This is a genomic window from Streptomyces sp. NPDC048671, from assembly GCF_055587045.1.
In genome coordinates, this window is record NZ_JBVJHB010000005.1 from 112670 (window position 1) to 128119 (window position 15450).

The 15450-nt window shown below is 68.9% G+C and carries 19 protein-coding genes and 1 pseudogene; 13 read left to right on the forward strand and 7 right to left on the reverse strand.

The window, feature by feature from the left end; genetic code table 11:
- Position 1: 1 nt before the first annotated feature.
- From hppD to ACZ6S6_RS11560, 5 genes are all read left to right on the forward strand, one after another.
- Entirely contained in the window at positions 2 to 1147 is a 1146-nt protein-coding gene (gene hppD / locus ACZ6S6_RS11540) for a 4-hydroxyphenylpyruvate dioxygenase (RefSeq protein WP_362966576.1), read from the forward strand.
- A 207-nt stretch (positions 1148 to 1354) separates the two neighbouring features.
- Positions 1355 to 1933 (forward strand): carboxymuconolactone decarboxylase family protein, encoded by a 579-nt coding sequence (locus ACZ6S6_RS11545; RefSeq protein ID WP_469705112.1) that lies wholly within the window; start codon positions 1355 to 1357, stop codon positions 1931 to 1933.
- The gene (locus ACZ6S6_RS11550) at positions 1930 to 2799 is read left to right on the forward strand and encodes an RNA polymerase sigma-70 factor (RefSeq protein WP_469705115.1); all 870 of its coding nucleotides are present in this window, start codon (positions 1930 to 1932) and stop codon (positions 2797 to 2799) included. Before ACZ6S6_RS11545 ends, ACZ6S6_RS11550 begins: the two co-directional genes overlap by 4 nt.
- Positions 2800 to 2913: 114 nt before the next feature.
- Positions 2914 to 3330, forward strand: a complete 417-nt coding sequence (locus ACZ6S6_RS11555; protein ID WP_469705117.1) for a hypothetical protein — start codon at positions 2914 to 2916, stop codon at positions 3328 to 3330.
- Between the two features lie 43 nt (positions 3331 to 3373).
- Entirely contained in the window at positions 3374 to 3637 is a 264-nt protein-coding gene (locus tag ACZ6S6_RS11560) for a hypothetical protein (RefSeq protein WP_469705119.1), read from the forward strand.
- Positions 3638 to 3682: 45 nt separating this feature from the next.
- Here ACZ6S6_RS11560 and ACZ6S6_RS11565 read toward each other — a convergent pair whose 3' ends face one another.
- Both ACZ6S6_RS11565 and ACZ6S6_RS11570 read right to left on the reverse strand, forming a co-directional pair.
- Positions 3683 to 4663, reverse strand: a complete 981-nt coding sequence (locus tag ACZ6S6_RS11565) for an XRE family transcriptional regulator (protein WP_469705590.1) — start codon at positions 4661 to 4663, stop codon at positions 3683 to 3685.
- 216 nt (positions 4664 to 4879) lie between these two features.
- Positions 4880 to 5038 (reverse strand): annotated as a pseudogene (locus ACZ6S6_RS11570) (helix-turn-helix domain-containing protein); the annotation flags it as partial.
- A 239-nt stretch (positions 5039 to 5277) separates the two neighbouring features.
- On the opposite strand from ACZ6S6_RS11570, the gene ACZ6S6_RS11575 reads away from it, so the two are divergent.
- From ACZ6S6_RS11575 to ACZ6S6_RS11590, 4 genes are read left to right on the forward strand one after another with little or no spacing between them, the layout of a single operon-like run.
- On the forward strand, positions 5278 to 6003 hold the full coding sequence (locus ACZ6S6_RS11575; protein ID WP_469705121.1) for an LbetaH domain-containing protein: 726 nt from the start codon (positions 5278 to 5280) through the stop codon (positions 6001 to 6003).
- 5 nt (positions 6004 to 6008) lie between these two features.
- Positions 6009 to 7319, forward strand: coding sequence for a UDP-N-acetylglucosamine 1-carboxyvinyltransferase (locus ACZ6S6_RS11580; RefSeq protein WP_362966588.1), 1311 nt, complete (start codon positions 6009 to 6011; stop codon positions 7317 to 7319).
- Complete coding sequence (locus ACZ6S6_RS11585; RefSeq protein WP_469705124.1) at positions 7319 to 8356, forward strand: serine hydrolase domain-containing protein; 1038 nt, start codon at positions 7319 to 7321, stop codon at positions 8354 to 8356. Before ACZ6S6_RS11580 ends, ACZ6S6_RS11585 begins: the two co-directional genes overlap by 1 nt.
- Positions 8357 to 8372: 16 nt before the next feature.
- Positions 8373 to 9419, forward strand: coding sequence for a UDP-N-acetylmuramate dehydrogenase (locus ACZ6S6_RS11590; protein ID WP_469705126.1), 1047 nt, complete (start codon positions 8373 to 8375; stop codon positions 9417 to 9419).
- A gap of 48 nt (positions 9420 to 9467) precedes the next feature.
- Here ACZ6S6_RS11590 and ACZ6S6_RS11595 read toward each other — a convergent pair whose 3' ends face one another.
- Entirely contained in the window at positions 9468 to 10151 is a 684-nt protein-coding gene (locus ACZ6S6_RS11595; RefSeq protein WP_469705129.1) for a phosphotransferase family protein, read from the reverse strand.
- 211 nt (positions 10152 to 10362) lie between these two features.
- On the opposite strand from ACZ6S6_RS11595, the gene ACZ6S6_RS11600 reads away from it, so the two are divergent.
- Positions 10363 to 11136: a glycosyltransferase family 2 protein gene (locus tag ACZ6S6_RS11600; RefSeq protein WP_469705131.1), complete on the forward strand. Its 774-nt coding sequence runs from the start codon at positions 10363 to 10365 to the stop codon at positions 11134 to 11136.
- Between the two features lie 119 nt (positions 11137 to 11255).
- Here ACZ6S6_RS11600 and ACZ6S6_RS11605 read toward each other — a convergent pair whose 3' ends face one another.
- Both ACZ6S6_RS11605 and ACZ6S6_RS11610 read right to left on the reverse strand, forming a co-directional pair.
- Entirely contained in the window at positions 11256 to 11459 is a 204-nt protein-coding gene (locus tag ACZ6S6_RS11605; RefSeq protein ID WP_469705133.1) for a DUF397 domain-containing protein, read from the reverse strand.
- Between the two features lie 22 nt (positions 11460 to 11481).
- Complete coding sequence (locus tag ACZ6S6_RS11610; RefSeq protein WP_362966598.1) at positions 11482 to 12333, reverse strand: helix-turn-helix domain-containing protein; 852 nt, start codon at positions 12331 to 12333, stop codon at positions 11482 to 11484.
- A gap of 226 nt (positions 12334 to 12559) precedes the next feature.
- Between ACZ6S6_RS11610 and ACZ6S6_RS11615 the strand changes: the two genes are divergently transcribed.
- Genes ACZ6S6_RS11615 through ACZ6S6_RS11625 form a run of 3 tightly spaced genes read left to right on the forward strand, consistent with a single transcriptional unit; the run spans position 12560 to position 13690 of the window.
- Positions 12560 to 12850: a hypothetical protein gene (locus ACZ6S6_RS11615; protein ID WP_362966600.1), complete on the forward strand. Its 291-nt coding sequence runs from the start codon at positions 12560 to 12562 to the stop codon at positions 12848 to 12850.
- Positions 12847 to 13269, forward strand: coding sequence for an ATP-binding protein (locus ACZ6S6_RS11620; RefSeq protein ID WP_469705135.1), 423 nt, complete (start codon positions 12847 to 12849; stop codon positions 13267 to 13269). Before ACZ6S6_RS11615 ends, ACZ6S6_RS11620 begins: the two co-directional genes overlap by 4 nt.
- Positions 13259 to 13690, forward strand: a complete 432-nt coding sequence (locus ACZ6S6_RS11625) for a DUF7848 domain-containing protein (RefSeq protein WP_362966604.1) — start codon at positions 13259 to 13261, stop codon at positions 13688 to 13690. The genes ACZ6S6_RS11620 and ACZ6S6_RS11625 overlap by 11 nt, the downstream gene beginning before the upstream one ends.
- Positions 13691 to 13726: 36 nt before the next feature.
- Here the strand turns inward: ACZ6S6_RS11625 and ACZ6S6_RS11630 are convergent, their stop codons facing one another.
- Entirely contained in the window at positions 13727 to 14263 is a 537-nt protein-coding gene (locus ACZ6S6_RS11630; protein ID WP_469705137.1) for a hypothetical protein, read from the reverse strand.
- Between the two features lie 421 nt (positions 14264 to 14684).
- Positions 14685 to 15263: a CGNR zinc finger domain-containing protein gene (locus ACZ6S6_RS11635; protein WP_362966609.1), complete on the reverse strand. Its 579-nt coding sequence runs from the start codon at positions 15261 to 15263 to the stop codon at positions 14685 to 14687.
- Positions 15264 to 15450 lie beyond the last annotated feature (187 nt).

Below are 15450 nucleotides of genomic sequence, written 5' to 3' on the forward strand. Positions count from 1 at the left end.
CATGACTGAGACGACGCACAGCACCCCCGACAGTGCACGGCAGGCCGACCCCTTCCCGGTCAAGGGAATGGACGCCGTCGTCTTCGCCGTCGGCAACGCCAAGCAGGCCGCGCACTACTACTCGACCGCCTTCGGCATGAAGCTGGTCGCCTACTCCGGACCGGAGAACGGCAGCCGCGAGACGGCCAGTTACGTCCTGACCAACGGCTCCGCCCGCTTCGTCCTCACCTCCGTCATCAAGGCGTCCACGGACCACGGCCGCTTCCTCGCCGACCACGTCGCCGAGCACGGCGACGGCGTCGTCGACCTGGCCATCGAGGTCCCGGACGCGCGCGCCGCGTACGCCTACGCGGTCGAGCACGGCGCCCTCGGCCTCACCGAGCCGCACGAGATGAAGGACGAGCACGGCACCGTCGTCCTGGCCGCCATCGCCACGTACGGCACGACCCGCCACACCCTCGTCGAGCGCACCGGCTACGACGGCCCCTACCTCCCCGGCTACGCCGAGGCCGCACCGATCGTCGAGACGCCCGCCAAGCGGACCTTCCAGGCCATCGACCACTGCGTCGGCAACGTCGAGCTCGGCCGGATGAACGAGTGGGTCGGCTTCTACAACAAGGTCATGGGCTTCACCAACATGAAGGAGTTCGTGGGCGACGACATCGCCACCGAGTACTCCGCGCTCATGTCCAAGGTGGTCGCGGACGGCACCCTGAAGGTCAAGTTCCCGATCAACGAGCCGGCCGTCGCCAAGAAGAAGTCCCAGATCGACGAGTACCTGGAGTTCTACGGCAGCGCGGGCGTCCAGCACATCGCGCTCGCCACGAACGACATCGTCGCCTCGGTGCGCGCGATGCGCGCGGCCGGCGTCCAGTTCCTGGACACCCCGGACTCGTACTACGACACGCTGGGCGAGTGGGCGGGCGAGACCCGGGTACCGGTGGAGACCCTGCGCGAGCAGAAGATCCTCGTGGACCGCGACGAGGACGGCTACCTGCTCCAGATCTTCACCAAGCCGGTCCAGGACCGGCCGACAGTGTTCTTCGAGATGATCGAGCGCCACGGCTCGATGGGCTTCGGCAAGGGCAACTTCAAGGCCCTGTTCGAGGCGATCGAGCGCGAGCAGGAGCGCCGCGGCAACCTCTGAGGGGTGTGTGGGTACGAAGGCGGGCGGGCCGGATCTTCCGGCCCGCCCGTCGCGGTTGTGGCGGCTGCCGCGCCAGTTCCCGGCCGTGCGGGATGCCGGGCACTGACGTGCCGGCGACAAGCGCGCGACGGTGGGTGTCACATCCGCGGACCCGGCGGTGTCTTCATGCCGAACAGCCGGACAGGCGAATCGACTGAGGAGAACACCATGGCGCCCCGCGTTCCGAAGGCCGAGCTCAGCACCGAGATGAGCGAGAACATGATCAAGCAGCTCGGCGTCGTGGCCGAGCCCGTCGAAGTGGTGTGGCACAACCCCGAGGTCGCCATGTCCAACCTGGAGTTCTCGGCCAGGCTGGGCGAGTGGAAAGCGGCCGACGCGAGCCTCAAGTCGTTCGCGCACATGGCCGTCGCGTCGCAGGTCGGCTGCGCCTGGTGTCTCGACGTCGGCTACTTCCAGGCACAGAATCAGAACCTGGACCTGACCAAGGCGAGCCAGGTGCCGCGCTGGCGGGAGTCGGAGGTGTTCACGCCTTTGGAGCGGGACGTCCTGGAGTACGCCGAGGCCATGACGAACACGCCCCCGACCGTCACCGACGAACTGCACGCGAGCCTGCTCGACCGGCTCGGCGCGGCGGCGATGGTCGAACTCACCGCGTACATCGCCTTCGTGAACATGGCGACCAGGAACAACAACGCGAACGGGATCTCGTCGCAGGGCCTCTCCGACGCCTGCGAGGTCCCCCTAGCCGCGCGCCCTCGGAACTCCGGCGCAGCGTCGACGTCATGACGGCAGAGGATCCGTTCGTCACCCACCGCGGCCTCCTGTTCACCGTCGCCTACGAGATGCTCGGGTCGGCGGCCGACGCGGAGGACGTGCTGCAGGAGTCCTGGCTGCGGTGGGCCGATGTCGACCGGTCGCAGGTGCGCGAGCCGCGGGCGTACCTCGTCCGCACCGTCACGAGGCAAGCGCTCAACCGCCTGCGAGCCCTGTCGCGCAGCCGTGAGGACTACGTGGGCGAGTGGCTGCCGGAACCGCTGCTGACCAGCCCGGATGTCGCGGAGGACGTCGAACTCGCGGAGAGCGTCTCGATCGCGATGCTGACAGTCCTCGAAACGCTCGGGCCGACCGAGCGCGCGGTGTTCGTGCTCCGCGAGGTCTTCGAGATGCCGTACGGCGAGATCGCCGAGGCCGTCGGCAAATCCGCGGCCGCGGTGCGGCAGATCGCGCGCCGGGCCCGCGACCACGTGGCGGCCCGGCGACCGCGGGTGCGAGTGGGACGGTCGGAGCAGCGGGCTGTGGTGGAGCGGTTCCTGCTCGCGCTGCGGACGGGGCAGTTGCAGGAGTTGCTGGAGGTGATGGCGCCGGACGTGGTCATGATCGCCGACGGTGGCGGGATCGTGCCCGCCGCGATGGCTCCGATCCAGGGGGCCGATGTGGTGGCGCGGTTGCTCGCGGGCGTGAACCAGAAGGTGGCCGTGCTCAGGACGACGACCGTGTGGCTCAACGGCGCACTCGCGGGCCGGATCGAGTTCGACGGCGAACCCTCCGCGGTGAGCCTCGTGGTGGAGGACGGGCGGATCACCCGGATCTACGTGGTGCGGAACCCGTGGAAGCTGACGCGGATCGATGAACTGGCCGAGATCACCAGGTGAACGTGTCGCTGGTGCGGCAGCGTGGGTGTTCCGGGCGATGGGGTCGCCCGGAACACCCACGGCTGGTCAGCGGCCGTTGCGTCAGCCGGTCGCAACGCGTCGGAGCGTGAGCGGGTGGCCGGTGCGGACGACGATCGCGGCGACGCGGAGGGCGTCGTACCCGGCGGCGCGGGCCTGGGTGATGAGTTCGCTGTCGTGGCGCGTGATCGGTGGCCGGGCGGTCAGCGGGTGATCAGTTCCCGTACGGCGTCGCTGACCCCGGGGAGTTGGGTCCGGTCGGCCCAGGTGTGGTCGTCGTGCTCGGTGAGGGTGATCGGCGTGGTCTTATCGACGGTGACCTCCGGGCCCGGACATGCCTCGTGGGGTGACGCGCTCGCCGCGAGCTTCGCTGACATCGCCACCGACCTCGATGCCGCCGGGCTGGACGCCGCAGACCTGCGCAAGGCCGCCGGCCTTGTTGACGAGCACCGCACCGCATTCGACGAGATTTCAGAACCTCGGCTACTTTCAGGCGATTTACTGGACAATTGACTGTCTTCTTGATGCCGTGGCCCCCGTACCCACACTCAGCGGCGTGTACGACTTTGACCGCACTCTGTGGGGCGACCCGGCGGCCGACTGGACCATCCGTATGGTCATGGCCAAGTCCGATGAGCGACGGGCTTTCTGGGACACCTACGGGTCCTTGGACGAGTCCGAGGACGCTGGGTGGCGGCGGCAGATCTACGAGGCCGGGCATCTCGGCGCCATCCGCCTGGAGTGTCACCGCCTCGGCAACAGCGAGGGCGTAAGAGACAGCTACGAGTCGATGGCACAGGTTCTCTCCGCCGTAGCCTGACTGCCTCCCCGATGAGATGCCCCGGGGGTTACCCGGCCCCTCGTTCTATGCGAGGACGCCGCTGCGTACCGCGAGACCGCGTAGCTCCGTTGAGGTGGGTCCGGACACCAGGAGGCTGGAGATGAGCGACTTGGTCGCCGGGCGGGCGTGGGTCTCCTGGGGAGCGCAGTGCTCGGCGGCCAGGAGGGTGCGGATGCAGTCGCTGCGGCGGCCGAGCCGGTCGTAGGTGACGGCAACGTCGCTCAGTGCCCGGGAGCGGCGCTCGACACTGGGCAGTGCCCTGAGGGAGATGGAGCGGGCGGCGGCGAGCGCGGCCAGTGGATCTCCGGCGTAGTTCTCGGCGGAGATGCGGTGGAGCTGCACGGTGAGAGGGCTGAAGCCACCGCCGTGGTCGCGGACCAGGGTGGCGCCGCCGAGTTCCTTGGCGATGGCCGCGGCCTCGTCGGTCAGCTCCCGCATTCCGTCGCGGTCGCCCCGCCTGGCCACGGTGTAGGCCGCACTCTGGACAAGGAGACCGCGTACTGCGGCACCGGCTCGTCCGGCGTCGCGCAGGTCGGGGTGGTCGGCGGCGGACAGCGCGATCGACAGGGCCTCCCCGTGCCATCCGGCCTTGCGGGCGAGGACGGCGAGTTGGCGGGCTGACTCGGCGACCGCGAGGACGTCGCCGGCGGCCTCGGCGAACTGGCGGGCCCGGTCGGCGGCCATCCAGCCCAGCTGCTGCTCGTCCAGTTTGACGAGCATGCGGGTGGCCAGCAGGTAGCTCATGGCCAGGAGCTTGTAGTCGTCCTCGGTGCCGCCAGGTGTGTGTGCGTGGCCGGCGCGGATGAGGCGGGGCAGGCGCACGGCGAGGGAGGCGTAACGGCAGGCGTCGAAGTCGGCGAGCGCGCGAGTGAAGTCGGTGGCGAGGGTGTCGGCCGGTGGTGCGGCAGGGGCCTTGCCCAGGCCGAGCATTGCGTCCCGCAAGCGGGCGACGAGCAGCTCGCCGAGGAGGGCTTCATCTGCCTGTGCGGTTCCGCTCCCAAGCACTGGGGTTGCGGCCGCTGCGGCGGCGGTGGCCGCCAGGCCCGCAAGCAACTCCCGTCGCTGCAAAGGATCTTCACCGCCCTCCGATCCGGGTCTACCCAGCCTATGGGCGGGCATGCGGGGGAAGGCAGCAGTTGCGCCGATCGGTTGACCGTGTCGGATCTCCGGTCGCGGCATGAGCGGGGCCAGGCCGAATGCCTGGTGCGGGAGTTCAAGGGAGTCGGCGAAGCACCGCAGCACATCGACGTCGGTCATCGGGGAGATGCCCCGCTCATACCGGGAAACCTGGGCCCCGGAGTATCCGGTCAACTTCCCCAGTTCGGCGAGCGTGAGGCCCTTTGCCTGCCGGGTCTGCCGTATCAGCTCCCCAGGCTTCACATCGGCCCCAAGGGCCGCTCATGCTTCGCTAACCGCATCAGTACCTCGTTCCCGCCGATAGCCGAGGCTGCGCCGCTTCAACCGTAGTCCTGGGACAGCGCGGCCAACAGGTCGTTTGCATGAGATGCAAACGGCTTTGCAGGGCAGGACAGCGCCCCTCCCGCCAGCGGGCCAATCGCGGCGACCTTCGAGAACGAGCGGCCCGCTGACAGAGGCCGCCCCGATTCCGGGAGGTCCTGATGCAGTCCGCGAATCCCATCCAGCCCACCGCGCTCGCCGCCGATGCCCGTCTCACCCCCGCCTACTACATTCGCTCCGAGGGCCTCGGCCCGTACGTCAACGCCCTGTTGGCCGGGTGCGCAACCGTCTTCGACATCAAGGCCGCCATGGCCTCCGACCTCGACCAAGGCGGCGAGCACCTGCGCGACGGCCAGGGCGTCGTCGAGGACGGCGCCCTGCTCCAGGGGGAAGTGATCGTCCAGACCGGGGCCCGGATCGAGGCGGGCGCCCAGGTGATCGGGCCGGTCCTGATCTGCACCAGCGCCGTCGTGGCGGCCGGCGCACTGGTCCGCGACCACAGCGTGATCGGCCCAGGCTGCCGAATCGGGTTCGGCGCGGAAATCACCCGCAGCCTGCTGGCCGAGCACGTCTTCACGAAGCACCCCTGCTTCATCGGCGACTCCGTGATCGGACGTCGTGTCAACATCGGCTCGTTCTGCTCCACCACCGGACTACGGTGCGACCGCGGCCCCATTGCTGAACCGGCGCTGGAGGAGATCACCGTCAACCTCGACGGGCAGCGCATTCCCACCGGCCAGACGAAGTTCGGCGCCGTCATCGGCGACGAGGTGGCCCTGCCCGCCGGAACCGTGCTCTCGCCGGGCACTCTGATCGGGCCCGGCACAGTGGTCTACCCCCGTGACCACATCGGCGGCTTCCTGCCCGCCGGCTCCCGGGTCCGGTGACAGCCATGACCACCGCACCCACCCACGACGCCATGGATACCACCCTCGTGCAGGTCACCGGCGGGCACCTGCTGTCCGGCCGGATCCCGGTGCAAGGCAGCAAGAACATCGCCCTCCACCTCTACGCCGCCGCCCTCCTGGCCGACGTCCCGGTCGTCCTGACGGGCGCGCCGGACATCATCGACACCGGAGTGTGCGCGCAAATCCTGCGCCGCACCGGAGCCCAAGTCACATACGACGATGGCCGCTTCATGGTGTCCTCGCCGAGTGATATGTGCCCGGTCATCCATCCCGGGCTCGGCCATCGGGTCCGTACGACCGCTGTGCTGGCCGCCGCGGTGCTGGCCCGGACCGGACAGGTGGCCTTCCCCTGTCCCGGCGGCGACGCGTTCTGTCCGAGGCTCATCGACCGGCACCTCGCGGCGATGCAGGCCGCCGGCGCCGAAGTCATCGTGGGCGACACCGGCATCCGCGCCCTGTGCGGTGCCCGCGGGGTGAGGGCGTTCACGGTGGACGTGAACACGCCGTACGGGCCGAGCCTCGGAGCGACGGTGTCCGCGATACTGCTGGCCGCCCGCGCCCACGGCACCAGCCTGATCACCCACCCGTCCATCGAGCCGGAGGTCACCGAGACCGCCCGCTTCCTCGCCGACCGGGGCGTCCTCGTCCACTTCGACCACGAGGGCTTGCACGTGTCCGGCGGCGACTGGATCGCCGGCGGCACGTTCGCGGTGGCCGGGGACCGGATCGAGGCGGCCACCATGGTCATGGCCGCAGCCGCGACCGGCGGCACCGTCCACCTCGACAACATCACCACCACCGACTTCCCCGAAAATCTCACCCGCGCTCTCTCAGAAGCCGGCATCACCCTGACCGACACCCCGAGCGGTGGCATGCGTACGCAACTGCACGGGCCGCTGCGGGCCATTGAGGCAGTGACCGGCCCGCACCCGGGGCTGCCTACCGACACCGCACCCCAACTGGCCGCGATGCTTACGCAGGCCGACGGCACCTCGCTCATCGGCGAACGCGTCTACCCCCGCCGTGACACCCACGTCCAGGGGCTGCGCGCGCTCGGCGGCGACATCACCGCCACCGGCTCCATGATCCGCGTCCGCGGGACCGCACGACTCCGTGGCACCCAGGTCGAGGCCGCAGATATTCGTGCGGTGACCGCGCTGCTGATCGCCGCTCTCGCAGCCGACGGCACCTCTACGATCCGAGGAATGTTCCATCTCCGGCGCGGCTACGGTCACCTGCTGCCCAATCTCGCCACGCTGGGAGCCGAGATCACCACCATCCCCGGAGGCTCCTGATGCCCGTCCCGTTCACCGCCGATGACACCACCCGCCTGTGGGACACCTTCGACCAGGTCGTCACCGACGGCGCGACCCCGGGCGGTGCCATCGCTTACGGAACCACCGGCGCCAACCCCCAGTTCCTCAGTGTCGGCAAGGTGGCCCCCGAGTGCGGCGACATCGAACCCGACCGGGACACCGCCTACGACATCGCCTCCCTGACGAAGGTCGTCGCCACCTGGCCCCTCCTTGGGCAGGCTCTGGATGCCGGGCTGCTCGACCTCGACGCCCCGATCCGCGACTTCCTGCCGCCGATGAACAGCGAGACCCCCAGCGGCGAGGCAACCGTCCGCCAGCTGATCGCCCACACCTCGGGGCTACGGGCCTCCACCCGCCTCGACCACTACCGCGGCGCCGACCTGCCGCTCCACGAACTTCTCTGCCGCGAACCGCTGGAAGACGCTCCCGGCCGGCACCGGTACATCAACCGCGGCTACATCCTGCTCGGCCTCGCCCTCGCCCACATCAACGACCTCCCACTCGACCAGCTCGGCGGAGCCCTGTGGAGGACGCTCGGGATGAACGCCACCGTGTACGGTCCCGTCGCCCGCACCCACCAGGTCGCCCCGACCGAGCAGCGAATCCCCGGCGCCCCACGGATCTGGGGAACCCCGCACGACGACAACGCCGGCCTACTCGGCGGCATCGCCGGACACGCAGGCGTCTTCTCCACCCCGGGCGACCTCGCCGTATACGCCCAGCGGCTCCTGACCGCGCACGCGGACGGCGACGACCACGGACTGGGCGAGTGGCTGCACGCCAGCCTCATCCCCCAGGCTCAGATCGAACCGGGCCTCGACCGGGGCCTGTCATGGGTCCTCGCCGCCGGCGGCCAGGTCGCGTACCACCACGGCTTCACCGGCACGAGCCTCTACCTCGCACCGGAGACCGGTCGCTACCTGGTGATCTGCACCAACGCCGTCTACCACGGCAACGCCCGCACCAAGATCGCCCCGCTGCGGGCCCTCGCACTCAAGACGATCTCCGCCACCTGACGTACGGAGGCACCCCATGGGTGAGCTACTGGCCGACCACACCACTCTCCACCTCGGCGGCCCCGCCGACCGGTTCCTCACCCACACCGACCCCGCCGACTGGCCCAGCCTCGCCCACTCCGTGCGGGGCGAGCGGGCGGCACCGTTCGTGCTCGGCGGCGGCAGCAACACACTGGCCGCCGACGCCGGATACCCGGGGACGGTGATCCGCATGGCCACGCGCGGCATCATCGTACGTCCGCTCGGTGACGGCCTCGTGGAGGTCGTCACCCAGGCCGGCGAACCGCTTTCCGCGCTCGTCGCGTTCACTGTCGCCGAAGGACTGTCCGGCATCGAGTACCTCGGCGGCATCCCGGGCACCGTCGGCGCCGCCCCGGTCCGGAACACCGGCGCCTACAGCCAGCAGATATCCGACACCCTCACCCGCATCACCGCCTACGACTGGCACCTCAGCCGCACCGTCGAACTACGAACCGCCGGCTGCGAATTCGGCTACCGCACCAGCGCCTTCAAGACCCAACCCGGCCGGTGGACGATCCTCGACATCGTCTTACGGCTCACCCTCAGCCCGTACGCCGCGTCGGTCGCCTATCCGCACCTCGCGGAAGCCTTGGCGGTTCCCCTCGGCGCCCGGCCACCGCTCGCCGAAGCGGCCCAGGGTGTACTCAACGACCGCCGCAACCGCGGTCTCTGCCTGCCATCTCGTGGACCGGACGCCCGCCAGGTCGGTTCCGTCTTCCTCAATCCACCCATCACCCGGGCCCAGGCGGCAACGGTACGGGCCGCCGACGGCCCGGTGTACCGCGACCAGAACGGGCGCCTGCGTGCGAGCGCCGGATGGCTCCTTGAACAGGCCGGGTACCACCCAGCTACCCAAGTCACGCCCGGAGTCTCCTGCTCCACTCGCCGGACCCTGACGCTCACAGCACACAACGACGCCACCGCCTCGTCCTTTGGCACCGCGCTGCAGACCCTGGCATCACGAGTCCTCGCGACCACCACAGTCCGTCTCACCCCGGAACCTGTCCGGCCAACCTCTGTCGAGTCGCTGGCGCACAGCTGACAGCGGCTGCCCAGAACCCGACAACTCCAATTCCGACGAGGCACTTGCCTAGTGAACTGTCCACAGATCGCAGGTCAGCAGCCTTGGTTCCGTGACCTCGTCGAGCGCGGCCCAGCCGCGCGAGGCCATCGCGGCGACCTTCCGTACGTCGCCCGTGTCAAGACCGGCACCGTCCAGGTCTGCGGCGATCTCCTCCAGCGACGTGAGCACCGCCTCGCTCCACGTTCCGTGCTCCGGACCGTCGACGGGGCCGAAGTACGGGCCGCGCACGTCGTGCACGGAACGGGCGATGGCACCCATCTGCCGGAAGAACGCCGGCCACTCCGTACGCGGATACGCTCCCAACTGCTCCGGCGCCGGGACGCCGTCCAGACAGGTCTGGATCATCCAGTCCCTGCCGATCACCTCGTGTGACCAGTCCGCGGCGAGCACCTGCGGCATCAGTGGCGCGATCACCGTCAGCCAGGGCTGGCTCGCGTACTCGTTCCGCATCAGGTGGCGCTCGCTGCGGAACTGGCGGGCTTCCTCCGGCGCGACCCGCAGGATCACCGGCTCCGCCCGCCCGGTCAGGGTCACACGGTAGACGTTGTTGTACATCCCTGTGCTCAGCTCGACTGCAGAGGCGGGCACGGCCGCAGGTCCGAAGGCCCGGCGGCAGATCTCCCCAATCTCCTGGGCGGTCAGTGACTGCTGGAACGCCTCCGAGGCGCGCTCGCCCGGCTGGAGATCCATGCCGCTCAGAATGCCCCGCTCGACGGCCGTTCGTCACATCCATCGCGTACAGCGACACGGCGGATACGAGTCCGTCTTCGACGTCCTCGACGGGCCGACGAGCAAGGGGGGCCTGCATAGCCTCACCGGCGACGGCTTCCTGCATGTCAGCTCCTGCTCGACTGCGGTGCTTGAATGGACCGTCGTTCCTGATCCGGCAAGGAGATGCGCTGTGCCCCTGGTGTCTGTCGTGATGCCTGTGTACAACTCGGCCGCGACGTTGAGCGCAGCGGTCCGGTCAGTGCTCACACAGACCCATAGCGATCTGGAACTGCTGGTCACCGACGACCAGTCCTCCGATGGCTCCATGGACCTGCTCCGCCAGTTTGCCGCGCAGGACAAGCGCGTCCTGCCGGAGTCGGCGCCCGAGCGGGGTGGTGCGGGCCGGGCCCGCAACCTCGCGATCGAGCGATCTCGCGGGGACTACATCGCCTTCCTCGACAGCGACGACATGTGGCTGCCGGAGAAGACCGAGAAGCAGCTCGCCTTCGCTGTCGAGTCGACTGCGCCTTTGACGTTCACCTCGTACTTCAAGATGGACGCCGCCTACGACGGCGAGAGCACCGACTGGGTTCCGAACGGGCGGGTGGTCCGTGCGCGGGCGCACGTGGACTACCGCGCGATGCTGGTCCAGGACCACATCGGTGCTCTCACCGCCATGTACGACCGCAATGTCCTGGGCACGAGGCTGATGCCGGAGATGCGCAAGCGCCAGGACTACGCCCTGTGGCTGTCGATCATGCGGGACGGCGCTGACGCCCGCGGCCTTGCCGAGCCGCTTGCGGTGTACAGGGCCCACCAGGCGGGATCGCTGTCGTCCAACAAGCTGTCGCTCGTCCCGTACAACTGGAACTTGTACCGCGAGCACGAGCATCTGTCGGTCCCACAGTCGACGCGGGCGCTGGCCGGCGCCGTGTGGCAGTCGCTGCGCAATTCACGGATTTGACTCCGGGCACGGGCACGGGAGCCGGGTGCGCGGCAACCTCTGAGCGATGCCGGAGTACGAGACGGGCGGGCCGGATTCTTCCGGGCCGCCCGTTCGCGGTTGTGGTGGTTGTCGCGTGCTCAGGGACGCTGCTTGGCCTCCGCGACGAAGGCGGCCCAGGCCCGGTTGCCGAGGATGAGGGTGGGGCCGGTGGGGTTCTTGCTGTCGCGGACGGCGGTGCGGGTGGTGAGGCCCGCGACCTCTATGCAGTCGCCGCCCGACGATCCGCCGCCGCTGTAGCTGCTCTTGCGCCAGACGGCACTGGCGAGTTCGGGAGCGAGCATGGTGGATACCTCTTTCTGTCGGCTACAGCTTGAGTCTGATCCGGTGGATGAGGTCACGGCTGTCCACGGGGCTCAAAGCCGCCGATCTCAACGAGTCAAACGCGAGCGTATAACGGTCCGTTTCGTCGGGTGTCTCCAAGTGCAGCGTTCCGGTGACGTGCTCAACGCACACGACATCCGAGAAGGTGGGGGTGGGGAAGCCGAACACGACGAATGCCCCGACCAGCCCGGCGTGGGCTCCCGCGCTGAAGGGCATGACCTGGATCTCGATGTTCGGTCGATCGCCCAGTGCCAGTAGCTGGTCGAGTTGCGGTCGCATCACGGAAGCGCCACCCACCTCGCTGCGCAAGGCCGCCTCACCCTCGATGACACAGATGCGCGGCGCCCGTTCGTACGCGAGCACTTCCTGTCGTTGCATCCGCATGCCGACGAGTTCGTCCACTCGCTCGGAGCTGAGCATCTCAGGGTTGGCTCGGTACAGGGCCCTTGCGTAGTCCGGAGTCTGGAACAGCCCCGCAACGAGCAGCGGTTGAAAGGACCGGATGTAGTCCGACGTCTGCTCGTAGTCGATGTGATCCGCGTACGAAGGCAGAGTCGTGCCCAGGTTTCGTGTCCACCCCCGTTCGTTGCGGCGTCGGGCAAGAGTGACCAGGTCCTCGATGAGTACATCGTCCTGAACCCCGTAGAACGTGAGCAGGTCGCGTAGTTCACCGAGAGAGATGCCGAGGTGGGCGTTCTCGATGCGGCTGATCTTCGAACGGTGGCATCCGATGCGGTCGGCGGCCTCTTCCGGTGACCTTCCGGCTGCTTCCCGGAGTTGGACGAGTGTCGTGGCGAGCCTTCGTCGTCGTACAGAAGGCCGGGAATCGACCATGCGTAGCCCCCTTTGTGAATGGTGACGGGCCAAGATTAGTGGCCCAAAAAGATCTTGGAACAGTTTCCTATTGATTCGGTTGCGATGAGAACGGATTCCAGGGCATCCTGAATCCGTAGCACACCGCGACAGCTTGGTTGCGCAGCGTGCGTATTCGTCCATGCAAAAAACCCCCGCGACCTGCACCGGTCCGGGGGCGTGGCCCACGCCCTACAGGAGCGTCGACATGAAGCATGTTATCGACTGGCTGTTTGGTCCGCTGCTGCGGTCCATGAAGTCGTCCCTTCAACTCCGCCCCCTCCCACCGCCCTTCCCGGTCAAGCCCCGGTCCGGGGCCATCGCCCTGGCGGACGCGCGGCTGGCCGCCGCACCCGGCCCGTACTCGCCCGCCGCATGGGCCCGCTGGGAGCGCGCCGCGAACCGGCAACGGCGTGCGCACCGAACCGTGTTGTGGCTGGCTACTCAAGGCGTCGACGCAAGGCCGGGACTCATCCACGGTGTGGCGGTGAAGTGGTGACGCCGGATCAGGTGGTGCGGCGGTGGAGCCGGCATCCTCGTCAGGTCGGCCGGGCGCGCGCTGAACTGCGTACGGCGCTCTCCGGCTGGGCGCTGGTTCCGGTCACCGACACCGCGTTGCTCGTCCTGTCGGAGTTGCTCACCAATGCCGGACGGCACGCCCGGGTCTCGCCGGGGCGGGAGATCGAGACCCGCTTCGTCCGGCTGCCGGACAGGGTGCGGATCGAGGTGCACGACGCCTCGTCCGTCCGCCCGGTCGGCCGCGAACCCGCGCTGGACGCCGATGACGGGCGCGGGCTGTTCCTCGTGGCCGCGCTCGCGGACCGGTGGGGAAGCGCCGACCGCAACGGGCCGGGGAAGGTCGTCTGGGCGGAGTGCGCGCTTCCCCTGGGGGACGGGGGTGTGGTGGATGCCGTCTGAACAGCTCCGGTGCGCGGTACGCATGAGGCGCGGCGATCTCGTACGCGTACAGGGGGAGTGGCGTGAGGTGTGTGCCGTGCGGCTGGACCGGTACGCGACCGGCGGCATGGCGGTCGTGCTGACCTTCGCCGGAGGGGGCCGTCCGCTGCGGGTGCCCGCCGGTCAGCTGGTCACCGTGCCGGCGCCCGAGCCGTCGGCGCCGCCGGGCCAGGTGCTCGTCGAGGACGCGTCCGGCAGCCCGGCGGTACATGAAACGGAGTGCACCACGTGTGGCGAGGGCCCGGAGCCCACCGTGTCGCAGGACGTTGCCGTACGGCACCTGTGGTGCGCCGAGCATGCGGACCGGACGGGGCACACCGGGTTCCTGGCCCTGCGCGTCGGACTGCTGCGCGCGGTCACGGTCGACAACGCCCGCCACTGACGTGGTGCCCGCCTTCCCCGCGCGCGAGGGCGCCGGTCAGCCGAGCAGATCCGTGTCGGCGCCGATCTTCTTCATGCACGCGTCCTCGGCGGCCCACAGGGTGATCACGCCTTTCTCCGCGAAGTCCTGGTACGTCGCTGTCAGGGTCCAGCCGCGCTGCTTCAGAACCACCCGGGCCTCGACGATGTCGTCTGCTTGCTTGCGCTCCTCCCGTTTCCGGGACTGCTGCCAGTCGCGCTTGCGCAGCTCGCTGACCACGCCCTCCAAGCGGCTGAGGTCGACACGCGTGGTCTCCGTACCGAAGCCCTTGAACGTGACGGCGCACGATGCCGGCGAGCCGTCCGACCGTTCTTCGGCAGAGCGGGCGTAGTCCGGTGCGTTCGCCGGAACGCCCGCGTTCGCGGTCGAGGTGTCGAGGTCCGTGCGCACGACCTTCTCCGTGAGGGGACCAGTGCCCTTGGGCCGGGGCGATGCCGGCACCGAAGCGGCGGCCGCTCCGGTGCCGGCGTCGCTCGTGCCGCAGCCCGTGACCCCGAGCGCGATGACCGCTATCGGCAGGGCAGCCCACTTCATTCTGCTCACAGTCGTCCAATCCCCAAGTCGCGGGGATCGATGGGCCCCTGCGTTCGAGGCAGGAGTGTGTCACGGCCTACCGGCGAGCGGCCAACGACGCCGCTGGTGCTGGTCCCGGCCAGGATCAGCGTGTCGATGCCCGCGGTCGCGCGGTCGCGCAGTCGCGCAGTCGCTCGAAGAGATCAGTGATGGAGCCCGTGCCGACGCGGATCTCGCGGACAACGATGTCGCCGTACTCGGGGTGACGCGTGCGTGGATCTGCGTGGTGTTGTCGGTCTGCGGGGCCGCCACCCAGCCATCCAGGACGAGGCCGGAGACGGCTCCGATCCGGTCGGGCGGTGCCGTGAGGTAGACGTCCGGCGTCGAGGCGGATTCTCGGCGGAAAGCCACCGGCCACTGACTACCGGCCACTGACTACTGGCTAGTGGCTACGGGCGCTGTGGCGAGCCACACGAGCGCGGTTGCCGCATGCCTGGCTGCACCACATCTGCCCAGTACGCAGGGCCGAGAAGAACAGCACGCAGCGGGGTGCGGGGCATCGGCGCAGCAGGTGCCGGCGTGGAGAGCTGAGGACCCGTACCGCCGAGGCGCACACCTGCGAGACGAGCTGATCCGCGGTGGACGTCCCGGGCGGCCAGCGCAGATGCGGGCCGTTGGGTGTCCAGGCGAGTGTCGCGACGTGGATGCGGTGAGCTTCCTTGTTGATGAGGCGCAACGCCGCCGCCCCTGGCCGGCTCTCGTCGACGACGGAGTCCAGCAGCTCCCTGACGGCTTCGCGCGCTTCGATCGCCCTTTCCATATCCGAGTGATCGGCCATGACCGGGCCGTCGGGAGGCATGCCCAGGCGGTCCCGGTACGTCACGATCCAGTTCGCCATGCTCTCAACCGTGCTGAACTCGTCAATAAGGGTGTTTCCCGCATAGTGCCAGGAACTGGTGAATTCTACCGCCAATGGTTCTGATGGCCTGATTTCGATCGTCGTACGCCCGTGTGTGTCCATCTCCGCCTTTCGCGATCTCGTATCGAAAGATAGGGGTTCCTCTGGCTGATTTCTGAGGTAGTCTCTCGCGTGACGGCTAACGCCATGCCCGTTAGGAATATTTGGGACTGTGTTCTTCCTCGAAGGGGTATTGGCGTAGATTCGTCGATCCGGCGCAGTGCGCCGCCCTCCTGTTGCTCCGTGTCCA